The organism is Providencia sp. PROV122 (assembly GCF_028482365.1).
Taxonomy (GTDB): Bacteria; Pseudomonadota; Gammaproteobacteria; order Enterobacterales; family Enterobacteriaceae; genus Providencia; species Providencia stuartii.
Genome location: NZ_JAMPQI010000013.1, coordinates 38,799 through 55,154 on the forward strand (window position 1 = coordinate 38,799; position 16,356 = coordinate 55,154).

The window sequence follows — 16,356 nt, forward strand, 5'->3', positions numbered from 1 at the left end:
CACTAATAAGTGGCGTTTTCTGTTTTAGTTAATTTAACTTGATTAACCGATGTACTCTAGGCCTTTCATATATGGGCGCAATACTTCTGGTACTTCAATACGACCATCTGCTAATTGGTAATTCTCCAATACAGCAACCAACGTACGACCAACAGCAAGACCAGAACCATTCAGTGTATGCACCAACTGTGTTTTCTTGTCACCTTTACTGCGGAAACGTGCTTGCATACGGCGAGCTTGGAAATCCCACATATTTGAGCACGAAGAAATCTCACGGTAGGTATTCTGAGCTGGTAACCAAACTTCCAAGTCATAGGTTTTACGTGAACCAAAACCAATATCACCAGTGCAAAGGATCACTTTACGATAGGGTAATTTCAGTAATTGCAGCACTTTCTCCGCGTGACCGGTTAGCTCTTCCAATGCTTCCATCGATTTCTCAGGATGCACTATTTGTACCAATTCGACTTTATCAAATTGGTGCATACGGATAAGCCCACGCGTGTCACGGCCATAAGAACCCGCTTCTGAACGGAAGCATGGTGTATGCGCTGTCATTTTTAGTGGTAATGCATCTTCATCAAGGATTTCATCACGTACTAAGTTGGTGACCGGCACTTCTGCTGTTGGGATCAATGCATAAGTACTTTCCGCTTCTTCTTCAAGCGGCTTAGTATGGAACAGATCTTCACCAAATTTAGGTAATTGACCAGTGCCATAAAGCGTATCATGGTTAACCAAATACGGTACATACAGCTCTTGATAGCCATGCTGTTCAGTATGCAAATCCAGCATAAACTGAGCCAGTGCACGGTGTAGACGAGCAATTTGCCCTTTCATCACCACAAAACGCGCGCCTGTCAGTTTAACGGCCGCGGGGAAATCTAGACCACCAGCGAGTTCGCCAAGGCTAACATGATCTTTAATTTCAAAGTCATATTGGCGTGGTTCACCCCAACGAGCAACCTCAACGTTATCTGAATCATCTTTCCCATCAGGAACAGCATCATCAGGCATATTCGGGATACTTAATGCAATATCACGGATCTCTTGTTGCAGCTTATCTAATGCTAACTTAGCAGCATCTAATTTTTCGCCTAACTGGTTCACTTCCTGACGTAAAGGCTCGATATCTTCACCACGCGCCTTAGCTGCACCAATGGATTTCGATCGCGAATTACGCTCTGCCTGCAGGGATTCAGTTTCAACTTGCAAAACTTTGCGGCGTTCTTCTAATTCACGCAGCTTTTCCACATCAAGGGTAAAACCCCTGCGAGCCAGTTTTTCAGCAACCGCGTCTAGCTCCGTACGCAGTAAATTGGGATCGAGCATGCTTATCCTGTGATTATTGTTAGTCAATATTGAAAGGGAGTATAACACATTCCGGCATTATACTCGTTACACCATCAAGCCGCCTATTGCGAAGGCGACCTAAATAATTTTATAAAAAATATTTCTTATAACCTTACCGCATTGCCCACATTAGCGATAGCGTTTTGTTGGGCTATTTTGATCCTGTTGCGCTAACCAGTTTAATTTTTCTGCTATTTTCGCTTCTAAACCACGATTCGTTGGGTGGTAATATTGGGTATGTTGCATTTCAGGTGGGAAATAAACCTCACCGGCTGCATAAGCATTTTCTTCGTCATGAGCATAGCGATACTCTTTCCCCGCCCCTAATTCTTTCAACAGTTTTGTCGGTGCATTACGTAAATGGGCAGGTACATCATAATCAGGCTGCATTTGCGCATCCGCTAACGCGGCTTTATAAGCCGTGTAAACTGCATTACTTTTTGGTGCACATGCCAAGTAAACAATAGCTTGAGCAATCGCACGCTCACCTTCCGCAGGACCAACCCGAGTGAAGCAATCCCATGCGGAAATAGCGACCTGCATTGCTCGCGGGTCGGCATTCCCTACATCTTCAGATGCGATAGCCAGCAAGCGCCGAGCCACATAAAGTGGATCACCACCTGCGGTAATAATCCGCGCATACCAATATAAAGCGGCATCGGGAGCCGAGCCTCGTACTGATTTATGCAAGGCAGAGATTAAATCGTAATAACGATCACCTTTATTATCAAAGCGCGCTGTACGTTCACCGCTGACTTCTTTTAGTAATTCAGCCGTTAAAATACGCTGACCATGGCTATCGGTTTCCGCCATATCCGCCATCATCTCTAAAAGATTGAGGGAGCGACGGGCATCACCATTAACCAACTCGGCAATTAATTGACGAGTGGTATCGGGTAAAATCACATTTTGCCCGCCTAAGCCTCGCTTGGGATCCTCCATGGCTTGCTGCAACACATCTTCAATATCGCTTACCGTTAAAGATTTCAGTAGATAGACCCGTGCACGCGACAATAATGCGGAATTGAGTTCAAACGAAGGATTTTCTGTGGTTGCGCCGATAAAAGTAATGGTGCCATCTTCAATGTGTGGTAAAAACGCATCTTGCTGACTTTTATTAAAACGATGCACTTCATCAACAAATAAAATAGTCCTACGACCCGCATCTCGATTTTGGCGAGCTTTCTCTATCGCTTCACGGATCTCTTTAATACCGGACGTAACGGCAGAAATACGTTCAATATCTGCCTGTGCATAGTGACCAATAATTTCGGCTAATGTGGTTTTGCCTGTTCCTGGTGGCCCCCACAAAATCATTGAATGTAAATGACCTGCTTTTATTGCCCTGGGTAATGGTTTACCTTCAGCAAGCAAATGTTTTTGACCTATATACTGTTCAAGAACCTCTGGGCGCATACGCGCTGCCAGAGGTTGAAATTCATTTTGTGAAAAATCGAGTGATAGGTTGCCCACTATTTCCTCTTATTTACCACCTGAGCGTTGGTCATCCAATGTGACCCCTTCCGGCACAGTGAATGTAAACTTACGCTTATCGACATTACCATTTTTTTGTTCTTTCAATTGGTAAGCACTTGTTTGCCCATCTTGCTCAACGGCTGAAAACTTCTCAATGGTGCCTTCTGGAGAAACCGTAATTGAAAAACGTTTTAATGTGCCATTACTCAACTTGGGTTTTAAGTCGAATGTATTACCTTGCTGAATAATAGAATACTGTTTCCAATCTCTTGGGTTATTACGTGTAATCAATAAAAATGGGGTATCTTGAGTCGCATCCGCTAAGTTAGTGACAGTGACTTGCTCAACAAACGGGTTATAAAACCATAAATTTTTGCCATCAGACACTAAAACACTTTCATCAGGTGACGTCATATTCCAATTGAATAAATTAGGGCGCTGAAGCCATAATTCCCCCACACCTTCTTGTACGAGGTCACCTTCTGGGCTGGTGACTTTTTGAGAGAAGCTAGCGTGGAAGCTATTGACCTTATTCAGGCGATCCTGAAGGTCTTGGCTGGCATCTGCCAGTACTGAGCCGATATGTAAACTTAGGGCCAACGCCCCCAATAACATCATTTTTTTCATCGAACAAAGACCTTTTATTGATACCTTAATAGGCGCTATGCCTTTATTATTGCTCTTGCAACTCATCGACAACAAGGTTAGTAATCAGCTTGCCGTGGGGAAAGCACTTCGCGATTTCCATTATGTCCCGGCTCACTGACAATCCCTTGCGTTTCCATTTGCTCAACAATTCGCGCAGCGCGGTTATAACCAATGCGGAACTGACGTTGAACACCTGAAATAGAAACGCGTTGTTTCTCTACAACAAACTCGACGGCTTGATCAAACAGAGGATCCAACTCTTCCTCTGCGCTATCATAACCGCCCCCTTCATTTTCATCGCTGCATTTGGTAATGCTATCAATATATTCTGGGCGACCGCGGGCTTTCCAATCATTCACCACCGCGTGCACTTCTTGGTCACGGACAAATGCCCCATGGACACGAACAGGAATCGATGAGTTAGGTGGTAAATACAGCATATCCCCCATTCCCAATAATGACTCTGCGCCACCTTGATCGAGGATAGTCCGAGAGTCAATTTTACTTGATACTGTAAAGGCAATACGCGTAGGTATGTTTGCTTTAATTAAACCTGTAATGATATCCACTGACGGGCGCTGAGTTGCCAATACTAGGTGGATACCTGCTGCACGTGCTTTTTGCGCTAGGCGAGCAATCAACTCTTCAACTTTTTTCCCTGCCGTCATCATCAAGTCAGCAAATTCATCAACCATGACGACAATATAGGGTTCTTTTTTCAGCATTGGATGCTCAGTTTCCATGCTGTCACTCGGTTTCCAGTGTGGGTCAGGAATAGGTCGCCCCATCTCTTCGGCAGCTTTAATTTTATCGTTGTAGCCAGCAAGGTTACGTACGCCAAGCGCCGACATTAAGCGATAGCGACGTTCCATTTCATTGACGCACCAACGCAATGCGTTAGCAGCATCTTTCATGTCAGTCACGACTTCTGTCAGCAAATGTGGAATGCCTTCATAAATAGACAGTTCCAACATTTTCGGGTCGATCATAATAAAACGGACATCTTCAGGTTTCGATTTATACAAAATACTGAGGATCATCGCGTTGACCCCTACCGATTTACCTGAGCCTGTTGTCCCCGCAACGAGTAAGTGTGGCATTTTCGCCAAATCCGCAATAACCGGATCGCCTTCGATATCTTTACCCAACACCATTGTTAACGGTGATGCACTATGCCTAAATTCGTCACAGTCCAGTACTTCTCTTAAATAGACTGTTTGGCGTTTTTCGTTCGGTAATTCAAGCCCCACATATGGCTTGCCGGGGATCACTTCAACAACCCTCACCGCCGTGGTAGAAAGTGAACGGGCAAGGTCTCTCGATAAAGTGGAGATCCGCGCCGCTTTTACCCCCGGTGCCAAATCTAGCTCGAATCGAGTGATCACCGGCCCCGGAGAGAAGCCGACCACTTCCGCTTTCACCCGATAGTCATTTAAGCGAGCTTCAATCAACCGTGCTGTCTGCTCTAATTTAAACATGTCAACAGGCTCTTCTTGCGTTGGTGGCGTAGTTAACAAATCCAAAGAAGGCATAGGCGTCGTTGGTTTTGGCAATGGTTGATCATTGCGTACCAAGAACGGATGGAACAGGCTGTCTTGCTGCGGCTCCGGTTGTTGTGGCTGCGGTTGTGGTTGTTGCAGCGGAGCAAAAGTGTGCGACTGATTAGCAGAGATATCCGGTGTTGGAGCGACATGTTTTGTCACCTCATTCACTTGAGGTGTATTGTTTGTATTCTCCACGCTCGTTGCACTAAATGACGGCATAAATAAAGGATCTGCAGGCTCTTCATTAACCAAATCATTAACTGGCGAAAATTCATCTAATACCGAAATATGTTCACTCAGATCGAATTTAGGTTCAACTTTATAACCCGCATTCTCATCATCATCTTGCGCTGAGAAGGTATTTTTAGACTGGCTAAAGTGATGAGTATTTTGCTCAGTTTGTTCAACAGAAGCGGGCGCAGAAGACCAACGATGCTCTATTTCAGGTTGAGTATAATGAACCACTTTTTCTGGCGTTGGCGTCACTTCAGCCTGATGAGATATTGGTGACTCAGTCTCATCATGATGCTCAATATCACTGCCGTACCGTTCGCGCTGTTGCTGCAAAAATTGCTCACGGAGCCTATTTTCTTGTTCTTCATCTTGTTGTGGTTCATTCTCTGACGCAGCAGACCATTGTTGATATATCTGCTCACGTTGCAAAGCTTCTTCTTTACGGCGCTGAAGTTCAGCATCACGTTGAGAAGGAATGCGAATGCCATATAGCTCCCGACGGGTTGGTAACCGAACAGGATTTGGGCGAGGCAATTCAGGCTCCATATTTTGTTTAACCTGGGCGTGGCGCTCAAGAGCCGCAACGGAAATACCAGCGGCTGCCAATGCAGCGGGATCGGCTAGCCTATCTGTTACTGATCGCCCACTTGCCTGTGAAACCGCCTCACTGATAGAAGAAGCTGGCATCGATACATTTTGCTGCCCTGTTAGGTTTGCTAATGATGGATTATCAGTATGTTCTGTCGGTGTCGTTGCAGCAGGTTGTGCCTCTGCCCCCCAACGCTCATGTGTATGATGATTGGCAGGTTGGTTAACCACACCATTCTCTGGAGATACATTATGGCTTTCAGGTTGGTAGCCTGTTGGCTCCGCGACTTGTGCCTGAGGCTCACTGGTTTTGAATTGGAAATCCCTATCATACACAACAGGTTGATAATCATCCGGCACTTCAAAATGATAAGCTTCTTGCGGCTCAGAAGCTGAAAACGCAAGGGGTTCTTCAACTTCATCAATAGGTTGATTGGCAGCCAAAGGAGCCGCTTCTTCTGTGGGTTGAACCTCTTCGGTTTCTACTGCGGCTAATTCACTAATTGAGGGAGCGGAGAACAAAACATCGTCACTGTCTACATTATCAATCGCTTGGCGCTCTGCCTCCTGCGCCCGCTGTAACGCATCTTCTGTTTCTTCAACATCATACGCATCATAATCATCGCCGCGCGCACGATTAGTCATTAATGTGATAGGAATTAATACCGCCGCACCAATTTTTTCGGCAATCGTCAACCATGACCAGCCCGTAAACAGTGTAAAGCTAATTGCCCATAAAAAGAGCAATGCCAGTGTTGCACCTAAAGAATTAAACCATGGCATGATCGCATTACTAAACACACTGCCAATCACCCCACCGGACGCGAAATTCGGTAAGTCGTCAAAGTTAAGTGCAGCAAGACCGCATGATGAGAGGATCAGCGCTAACCCACCAATTAAGCGCAATGACAACGAAAAGAAGTCAATATAACGACGTTGGCTTTCATAATGGTAAATCGCCCAACAACCGAGTAGCAGTAGAGGTGGAATTGCAAATGCTAAAATCCCAAAAGCCGAAAAGAGAATATCCGCACTCCAAGAGCCAACACTTCCCCCCAAATTTTTAACCGGTGCATTCCATGTGGTTTGCGACCAGCTTGGATCTGAAGGATTGAAACTCATTAATGCCACCATTAAGAAAATGGCACTTAAACAAATGGCAAGCAAAATGGCTTCGAGTAGCCGTCTTCCACTACTGAGTTTTTTTAATCGAACGTGTTTGTCTTCTGTATATTCTTGGCTCATTACTGTTTCTTTACTGACTGATGATGTCACCCATGCCGAAACGAACTCACTTGAATTCGCAATGATGATAAGCACATATTGAAAGCCATTCTAACACCAATCACCTTCTTGTGCGTGACTTGTTGCCTCTCAGGCAAACTAAACGACTGTAGACACAGCAAGATGCAGTATTTCATCTTACAGTTGAGGATTCAATTTCTATTTTACGTTAAAAATCTTAATTATTTATGGCTTTAATATCAATAGATTAAAACGAAGAGTTACAGCTATTTAGCCTATTTTCAGAAAAAATCATATCGACGCTGTGCCTTTAATCGGAAACAGAGTCAAAAAAGCGCTAAGAGAGATAAAATATTGGCCTCTAAAACGGAACAACGCTGAGTAAACTCAGCGTTGAAACTGCAGTGCGACAACCATAAATGATGTTGTGCAGAAATGAGACTATACAAGCCTATTAGCGTGTTTTAATAACCAAGCGGTTACTTTGCTTCACTTCTTCCATAACGACGTACGTACGAGTATCGTTCACACCCGGTAGACGTAGAAGAGTCTCACCAAGCAGTTTACGGTAAGCGGACATATCTGGCACACGCGTTTTCAACAGATAATCGAAATCACCAGAAACTAAGTGACATTCTTGGATCTCTTCAAGCTTTTGAACCGCTGTGTTGAATTGCTCAAACACATCTGGTGCGCCACGGTTTAGTGTAATTTCAACGAACACCAAGAGTGAAGCATCTAAGTAGTGAGGATTCAAAAGTGCTGTATAGCCAGAAATAAACCCTTGTCTTTCCAGACGACGCACACGCTCCAAACATGGCGTTGGTGACAAACCAACACGCTTAGACAGTTCTACGTTTGAGATACGCCCATCTTTCTGTAGTTCGTTAAGTATATTCCTATCAATACGGTCAAGGTCTTTTCCTGGACGCTTTTTATTATCAATCATCTCTTTATCTCTCTTTCTCTAATTGTTATTTTCCACACCTATAAAACAGCACCATCCTCGCTCATACTTTATTTATTTAGGTATTCGTGTTCAGGAGCAAATTTTATGCGCAATGCTGAAATCGACGTGAACAGAACCCCTGTTCACAATGATCACCTGTTTGTTAAGTTATAAGTGCTGTAAAGTTAACTTTCCGGCAAGAACAAAAACACACCATTTGCATTGGTCTACTAGATAATTAACTCTTACATAGATGTTTTCGCAAATGCACAGCCGATTGTCAAAGCAAATGAATAAAAATCAGTACAAGATTTCGATTTTTTTTCTATTTAAACGTTTCGCTGTCCGGATTCAGGAATATTCCTAAAAATCCTACCACGTGACATAAGCATACTTGCCATACTAAATTTTCACTTTAATCACTATTATCTATCGCAAAAATAGCTCAGCTATAATTTACTTAGTATTTAAATCACTTTTTTTAGCTTGCCAATTCTCCTACAATCCCATTATCGCTATTTTTATACTGAAAATGAGGTATTCATGAGCACAGCCATACATCGCAAGCTAATCATTTTGGGTTCTGGCCCAGCAGGATACACAGCGGCAGTTTATGCTGCACGCGCAAACTTAAGTCCAGCTCTGATTACTGGCGTGGAAAAAGGCGGTCAGTTAACCACTACGACTGAGGTTGAGAACTGGCCGGGTGACCCTGAAGGCTTGACTGGTCCAGGTTTGATGGATCGCATGTATGAACACGCGACCAAATTCCAAACAGAAATTATCTCAGATCATATTAATAAGGTTGATCTTAAGCAGCGCCCTTTCCGTCTTTTTGGCGATGAAAACGAATATACCTGTGATGCCCTGATTATTGCGACAGGTGCATCGGCGCGTTATATCGGCTTACCTTCTGAAGAAGCCTTTAAAGGCCGTGGCGTTTCTGCTTGTGCAACTTGTGACGGCTTCTTCTATCGTAATCAAAAAGTGGTTGTTGTCGGCGGAGGTAATACTGCGGTTGAAGAAGCCCTTTATCTATCCAACATTGCCTCAGAAGTCCATTTGGTTCACCGTCGTGATAGCTTCCGCGCAGAAAAAATCCTAGTTGATCGCCTAATGGATAAAGTGAAGAACGGCAATATTACGCTGCATACCGACCGTACACTTGATGAAGTACTCGGTGACGATATGGGCGTGACAGGCGTCCGTTTGCGTAATACCAAAACCGATGAAACTGAAGAATTAGAGGTGATGGGGGCATTTATCGCGATTGGTCACAGCCCAAATACCGCTATCTTTGATGGCCAGCTAGATTTAGAAAATGGCTATATCAAAGTGCAATCCGGTACACATGGTAATGCAACGCAAACCTCTATCCCAGGAGTCTTTGCCGCAGGTGATGTAATGGATCATATTTATCGTCAAGCAATTACATCAGCAGGTACAGGCTGTATGGCTGCCCTAGACGCAGAACGCTACTTAGATGGTTTAGCGGATAAAAAATAGTATAACCACATCCATCCTGATCATTTTAGGCACCTCAAATAGGTGCCTTTTTTGCCCCCTCTTTATAGGATAAGTTCCTTTTTTTTCAGAGTAAGTTCATAGGGGAGTTTCCTCCATCAATCTACAATAATCAAATTATTGATACATTATTTTTGACAATTCGCGCTAGGAAATATTATGGGTCAACAAATACAACGAGAAGCTATCAGCCGCTATGCCTACCTTTTTGTCGCTCTACTTGCTATTATCCAATCGACCTTGATTGTATTGTCAACGGACTCTTCATTCTCGTTCATCTATAATTTAAGCGCCCCATATACCTATCTTCCTTTTATGGTCGCAATTTTTGTACCTTCTGCTGTCAGTTACTTAATTACGAATGCCAAATCAGCTATTTTCTATACTAATATCTTGATCATTGCTGTATTAACAGTCTGGATCACGCTATGGGATGCAAAGAACTTAGAATTAAGTTACAGTCAACCTCAATTTACTGCCTTTGCTACCTTAATTGTTCTTTTTTTCTTTTTGCTACCTTGGTTGCAGACACGTCAGTTAGTGGGTAGATGGCATATTGATTATAGCCACTTACTCGATTTTTATATTAAAAATACGCTATTAATGATTATTGCCACCGTCATTGGTGGGCTTCTGGTTATTTTACTTTATCTCGCCAGTTTTTTATTTACGATTGTCAATCTCTCTACTCTTAGTCAGCTTATTGATAACAATTTTACTTTATATTCAGGTTTCACTTTAGGATTTAATATTGGGCTGGTTTTTTTACGCTCAATATTTGAGTTTCGCTTTAGCCAATTTATCCATTATATCGCCCGCTTTTTCCTGATAATACTCCATCTTATTGCTGCCATATTTGTCGGTGGTTTTTTATTTTCATTTGTGATGAAGCTATCGATATTAGAGGTGGGGGCTAGCGCAATACTGTGGTTCTTGGCTTTAAATATCATTTTAATTAATTTGACCTATGGGAATGGACACCACCAATATCAACGTGTTACATGGCTAAACACCTTAACGCTGTCTAGTATCATTTTATTGAATTTTTTCTCACTTTTTTCACTTTACGGCATTTTAGTGCGTGTCAACCAATACAGTTGGAGTGTCTCTCGCCTCTATGCCTTTAGCATCGCACTCTTTTTCACCGTCATTATTTTCGCCTACAGCTTTGCTATTATTCGCCGAAGAACGCTTTGGGCAAAATCTTTAGGTACCATAAACAAAGTAGGGATTGTAGGGCTAATGGCTGCCATCCTTATGATTAATAGTCCGATTGCTGATTTTAACCGTATTACCGCAAACAGCATATTAGCCAGTATCGAAAATGGTAAAATTGACGTTAACCCTCGGCTCGCTTTTGCCTTAAAAGAACTCGGGCCCAAAGGCCAACAAGCTATCGAAAGGCTCAAATTAAATCCCAATTACACCGCTCTACTCTATACAGATATCGATATTGGTAATGAAAAAATGAGTAAATCCCCCAAAGAGGCCATAATTATCGCAAAAAATAGTGCCGAATTGCCGGAAAGTTGGTGGTCCCAAACACGTGAATCGAGCTGCATCAATAATTATCATCCACCTCATTGCCTAGGTTTTATGGCAGATATCAATCAAGATGGACAAAACGAGGTTATCATATGCCGTGCTTCCCCTAAGAGTGATTCTTTAGCCTGTACTATTTGGCAATATCAAATAACTGATTGGAAGTTTATTGATCACCAAATCAGTCATTATGATTCGGTGGCACAGCGAGATAACGCATGGGATAAATTATTAAATGGTCAATTTAAATTAGTGCCTAAAGAATGGCTACAAGTGGTACCAGAGCAATAATATTTATGCGTGATGAATGGCTTTACTCATTTATGTAAAGCCATTCGTTGTTATGAACCTACAGCTTATCCCTTGTATGCTAAATGCCATACATCTTGTAAACTCACCGACATCGCTCTAACAGGTTTAACTACCTTATTGATTTTAGTTTTGCATGGATGACAATTATCATTTACCTTTATAAAACATATTGATAACAATCATCTGTGCTATTTTAATAACACACTTTTATTATGCAACATATCGCGAATAAGCTGCTATGATAGGTAAAAACTCCGTTAAGCTTTAATCCATTGGCTTATTTTAGCTAGCGGCACACTCTCAATATAAAACTATACCTGCACACTGATCATTATGGATAAAACAAGACAGACTGAATTGGTACGTTGGTTGAAACAGCATAGTACATCCGCAAAACGTTGGCTGCGTATATCTATGCTATTAGGCGTTGTTAGTGGTCTGCTGATTATCGCACAAGCGTGGTTCTTGGCGGTAATATTGCAAGCTCTGATTATGGAACACACTCCACGAGAGCAACTTCTGACCCCTTTTATCCTACTCCTTGCCGTATTTGTGCTACGCGCACTCCTAACGGTTATTAGAGAGCGAGTGGGCTTTCGTTGTGGTCAAGTTGTACGCCAAGAAGTACGCAACATGGTCTTAAATAAGCTACAAGCGCTAGGCCCTGTATGGGTAAAAGGTAAACCAGCCGGTAGCTGGGCGACTATCGTTCTAGAGCAGATAGAAGATATGCAAGAGTACTATTCGCGCTATCTACCACAAATGTATCTTGCTGGCATCATCCCTATTATGATCTTGATTGCCATCTTCCCATTTAACTGGGCCGCCGCCTTAATCTTGTTTGCAACCGCCCCGTTGATCCCCATTTTTATGGCCTTAGTGGGACTCGGTGCCGCAGATGCTAACCGACGTAACTTTGTTGCTTTAGGTCGCCTCAGCGGTAGTTTTCTCGACCGGTTACGCGGCTTAGATACATTACGACTGTTTTTCCGTGAAAAAGCAGAAGTGCAACAAATTCGTGAATCTACCGAAGACTTTCGCTCAAGAACCATGGAAGTCCTTAGAATGGCTTTCCTCTCCTCTGGTGTGCTTGAGTTTTTCGCCTCAATTTCAATCGCTATCGTAGCCGTCTATTTCGGTTTTTCCTATCTTGGCGAATTAAATTTTGGAAGCTATGGGTTACCAGTCACCATGTTTGCCGGTTTTCTGGCATTAATTTTATCGCCTGAGTTTTTCCAACCTCTACGTGATTTAGGCACCTATTATCATGCCAAAGCTCAAGCGGTAGGCGCAGCAGAAAGTTTGGTGACATTATTAGAAAGCGATGGCGAACAAAAAACAGAAACTGGGGATAAGACACCGCAAGATAAACCCATTCAAATTGAAGCAAATAAGTTAGAAATCTATTCCCACGACGGTCAACGTCTTGTCGGTCCTCTCGATTTTACTATCGAGCCACAACAGCGTATCGCTGTTGTCGGGCAAAGTGGTGCCGGGAAAAGCTCTTTACTCAATCTTTTGTTAGGTTTTCTTCCCTATAAAGGCTCGATTAAAATTAATGGGGATGAGCTAAAAGAGCTTTGCCCAGATAAATGGCGTGCATTAATTGGCTGGGTGGGTCAAAACCCTCATTTACCAGAACAAACGCTTATCGAGAATATCTGCTTAGGTAAACCGACTGCTTCAGAAGCTGAAATACAACAAGCCATTGATGATGCCTATGTTTCCGAGTTTCTCCCTATGCTACCTGATGGCTTAAATACACGCCTTGGCGACTATGCTGCCAGGCTATCCGTTGGGCAAGCTCAACGTGTTGCTGTCGCGCGTACACTCTTAAAGCCATCGCGTATTTTATTACTGGATGAACCAGCTGCTAGCCTTGATGCGCACAGTGAAAAACGGGTCATGCATACTCTTAATCAACTAGCTCAACAGCAAACGACAATTATGGTCACCCACTTACTCGAAGAAACGGTTAATTACGACCAAATTTGGGTGATGGCAAATGGTCAAATCATTCAGCGTGGTCATTATGCACAATTGAGCCAATCGGAAGGGCCATTTGCCCGCTTGTTGGCTCACCGTAGTGAGGAGCTTTGATAATGCGAGTTCTATTACCTTTTTTGGCTCTCTATCGCCGACACTGGTTTTTGATCCTGCTCGGCATGATCTTAGCCATCGTGACTTTACTTGCCAGTATTGGGCTACTTACTCTATCAGGGTGGTTCCTCGCTGGGGCGGCAATTGCAGGTTTTCCGGGGCTTTATTATTTTAATTATATGCTGCCTGCTGCTGGTGTCCGTGGTGCCGCTATTTTCCGGACCGCAGGTCGCTACGCCGAACGACTGGTTAGCCATGATGCCACATTCCGAGTTTTGGCCCATTTACGTGTGTTCGCCTTTAGTAAAATATTACCGCTCTCACCGGGGGGGATCAGCCGCTTCCGCCAAGGGGAAATTCTTAACCGCCTTGTGGCGGATGTCGAAACCCTCGATCACCTATATTTACGTGTTTTATCGCCGATTTTTGCTGCTTTTGTCGTGATATTTGTCCTGATTTTTGGGTTGAGCTTCCTTGACCCTCGCCTAGCGTGGACACTCGGTTGTATTATGCTGTTTTTATTATTTACCTTACCGTTTGTCTTTTATCGTGCAGGTAAGCCCATCGGACAAGAGCTGACTTACTTACGTGCCCATTACCGCACTGTCCTGACATCCGCTTTACAAGGGCAAGCGGAACTGACTTTGTTTGGAGCGCTTCCCCGTTTTCGCCAAACATTGGCAAATATTGAAAGCCAATGGCAAGGGCGCCAACAACAGCAAGCCAATCTAACAGGGGTATCTCAAGCCATTATTCTATTTGCCTCTGGTTTTACTGCTACTTTGTTGTTGTGGATGGCGGCAGATCATGTGGGGGGGAATACTAACCCAGGAGCACTCATTGCTTTATTTGTCTTCTGTGCACTGGCCGCTTTTGAAGCCTTAGGCCCTGTCGCCGTTGCCTTTCAGCATATGGGGCAAGTGATTGCTTCTGCTGAACGTGTTTCTCAGCTAATTGATGCCAAACCAGAGGTAACATTCCCTGACAACGGTTTATCCCTTCCCCAATTGGAAAGCCTTGTTGTCGACAATATTTCATTTACTTACCCCGAGCAACCTTTCGCAGTTTTAAAACAGGTTTCGCTTTCACTGCTACCGGGGCAACACATCGCCTTATTAGGTAAAACAGGTTGTGGGAAATCAACACTTTTGCAATTACTCACTCGAGCATGGGATGTTGATAGTGGTATGATCAAAATTAATGGTCAAAATATTAGTGACTATAGTGAACAAGCACTGCGTTCGCTCATGTCAGTCGTTCCACAACGGGTACACATTTTTAGTGATACCTTGCGTAATAATCTACTGCTCGCTAACGATAAGGCAACCGACAAACAGCTCATTGAGGTGTTAGACCAAGTTGGTCTTGGTAATTTGCTGGAAAATGAGCAAAAACTTAACGCTTGGATGGGTGAAGGTGGTCGACAATTATCGGGTGGAGAGCAGCGCCGCTTAGGGATCGCTCGAGCGCTATTACATAATACGCCATTAATTTTAATGGATGAGCCAACCGAAGGGCTTGATGCACAAACAGAGCAGCAGATCCTTGCCCTGTTAAAAGAGAAATGTGCCGATAAGGCACTAATTGTGATCACCCATCGCATGCAAGGTATCGAGCAGATGGATACTATTTGCGTGATGGATAACGGTGAAATTGTTGAGCAAGGCTCACATCAGGCGCTTTTAGATTTAAAAGGCCGCTATTTTCAGTTTCGCCAGCGCCATTTACAACAGCAGGCCCTGTGAGGCACATCATGTACCAGCTCGATGATGACTCCTATCTGTTCCCGCCCGTCCATGAAGCGATGCGGGAACCTAATGGCCTGTTAGCTATTGGTGGCGATTTAGCGCCAGATCGGCTGAAGGCTGCCTACTATGATGGCATTTTCCCTTGGTTTAACCCGGGCGAAATGCCATTATGGTGGTCACCCGATCCTAGAGCGGTTTTAATGGTTGGCGAATTGCACATTAGCCGTTCGATGAAAAAGTTATTGAGAAAGCAAAAGTATCGCGTCACTGTCAACCATGCCTTCAAAGATGTCATCGCAGCTTGTGCGATACGTGACGAAGGAACATGGATTTTACCTGAGGTGCGTGAGGGGTATCAGGCACTTCATGAGCAGGGGATCGCTCATTCTATTGAGGCGTGGTATGGTGAAGAACTGGTTGGCGGCCTGTATGGCGTGAACATGGGGCACCTATTTTGTGGGGAATCTATGTTCAGTCGGATGAATGATGCCTCCAAATTTGCTTTTATTACATTTTATTTTCATTTTTTGCGCTATAATGGGCAGCTTTTTGATTGTCAGGTACTTAACCACCATACCGCCTCATTAGGCGCAAAAGAAATATCCCGTCGGGATTTTTTACATATTCTTTATCGGTGGCGTAACAAAGCGATTGATCCCGCCTGCTGGTTACCGCAATCGATTGAAATACCGCCATTATTCGAATAGCGAATTTTGGCTTTACGTTATTTTATGCCCATACTGTTCAAGAAAAATCGCTTTAAAATGCAACATTTCTTTACTTAGTGAGGGTTTTTGGGCATTATCTTGCCCGTTAAAAATCATGGTTATTAGACTTAGAGGATTAGATGGCCAAAGAAGACAATATTGAAATGCAGGGCACAGTACTGGATACCCTGCCAAACACAATGTTTCGTGTTGAACTGGAAAATGGTCACGTTGTGACTGCCCATATTTCTGGAAAAATGCGTAAAAACTATATCCGCATCCTGACAGGCGACAAGGTAACTGTAGAGTTAACTCCGTACGACCTGAGCAAAGGCCGTATCATTTTCCGTAGCCGCTGATTCTATCTCTTCAGGCAAGGCCTGATA

General features: G+C 43.6%; 10 protein-coding genes and 2 pseudogenes. 6 read left to right on the forward strand and 6 right to left on the reverse strand.

Translation table 11 applies throughout. From position 1 onward, the window contains the following. Window positions 1–42: 42 nt before the first annotated feature. From serS to lrp, 6 genes and pseudogenes are all read right to left on the reverse strand, one after another. Entirely contained in the window at window positions 43–1,332 is a 1,290-nt protein-coding gene (serS, locus tag PSE69_RS11010; RefSeq protein WP_004918096.1) for a serine--tRNA ligase, read from the reverse strand. Between the two features lie 150 nt (window positions 1,333–1,482). Beyond that, window positions 1,483–2,826 carry a replication-associated recombination protein A gene (locus PSE69_RS11015; RefSeq protein WP_004918094.1) on the reverse strand — a complete coding sequence of 448 codons (1,344 nt, stop codon included), beginning with the start codon at window positions 2,824–2,826 and terminating at the stop codon, window positions 1,483–1,485. Between the two features lie 9 nt (window positions 2,827–2,835). Continuing rightward, the gene (lolA, locus tag PSE69_RS11020; protein ID WP_014657836.1) at window positions 2,836–3,456 is read right to left on the reverse strand and encodes an outer membrane lipoprotein chaperone LolA; all 621 of its coding nucleotides are present in this window, start codon (window positions 3,454–3,456) and stop codon (window positions 2,836–2,838) included. A 77-nt stretch (window positions 3,457–3,533) separates the two neighbouring features. After that, window positions 3,534–6,233: pseudogene (locus tag PSE69_RS11025) on the reverse strand (DNA translocase FtsK); the annotation flags it as partial. Window positions 6,234–6,575: 342 nt separating this feature from the next. Further along, window positions 6,576–7,088 (reverse strand): annotated as a pseudogene (locus tag PSE69_RS19880) (DNA translocase FtsK 4TM domain-containing protein); the annotation flags it as partial. Between the two features lie 454 nt (window positions 7,089–7,542). Next, window positions 7,543–8,037: a leucine-responsive transcriptional regulator Lrp gene (gene lrp, locus PSE69_RS11030; protein ID WP_004918089.1), complete on the reverse strand. Its 495-nt coding sequence runs from the start codon at window positions 8,035–8,037 to the stop codon at window positions 7,543–7,545. A gap of 543 nt (window positions 8,038–8,580) precedes the next feature. Here lrp and trxB point away from each other — a divergent pair. From trxB to infA, 6 genes are all read left to right on the forward strand, one after another. After that, window positions 8,581–9,543: a thioredoxin-disulfide reductase gene (gene trxB / locus PSE69_RS11035; protein ID WP_004918087.1), complete on the forward strand. Its 963-nt coding sequence runs from the start codon at window positions 8,581–8,583 to the stop codon at window positions 9,541–9,543. A 177-nt stretch (window positions 9,544–9,720) separates the two neighbouring features. Continuing rightward, window positions 9,721–11,394 carry a DUF7057 domain-containing protein gene (locus tag PSE69_RS11040; protein WP_004918084.1) on the forward strand — a complete coding sequence of 558 codons (1,674 nt, stop codon included), beginning with the start codon at window positions 9,721–9,723 and terminating at the stop codon, window positions 11,392–11,394. Window positions 11,395–11,748: 354 nt separating this feature from the next. After that, complete coding sequence (cydD, locus tag PSE69_RS11045) at window positions 11,749–13,515, forward strand: heme ABC transporter permease/ATP-binding protein CydD (protein ID WP_014657832.1); 1,767 nt, start codon at window positions 11,749–11,751, stop codon at window positions 13,513–13,515. A 2-nt stretch (window positions 13,516–13,517) separates the two neighbouring features. Continuing rightward, the gene (gene cydC, locus PSE69_RS11050; protein WP_060560690.1) at window positions 13,518–15,260 is read left to right on the forward strand and encodes a heme ABC transporter ATP-binding protein/permease CydC; all 1,743 of its coding nucleotides are present in this window, start codon (window positions 13,518–13,520) and stop codon (window positions 15,258–15,260) included. Between the two features lie 8 nt (window positions 15,261–15,268). Beyond that, window positions 15,269–15,970, forward strand: coding sequence for a leucyl/phenylalanyl-tRNA--protein transferase (gene aat / locus PSE69_RS11055; RefSeq protein ID WP_004918075.1), 702 nt, complete (start codon window positions 15,269–15,271; stop codon window positions 15,968–15,970). A gap of 140 nt (window positions 15,971–16,110) precedes the next feature. Continuing rightward, a complete protein-coding gene (gene infA / locus PSE69_RS11060; RefSeq protein ID WP_004244560.1) occupies window positions 16,111–16,329 on the forward strand; it encodes a translation initiation factor IF-1 in 219 nt (72 codons plus the stop codon). Window positions 16,330–16,356 lie beyond the last annotated feature (27 nt).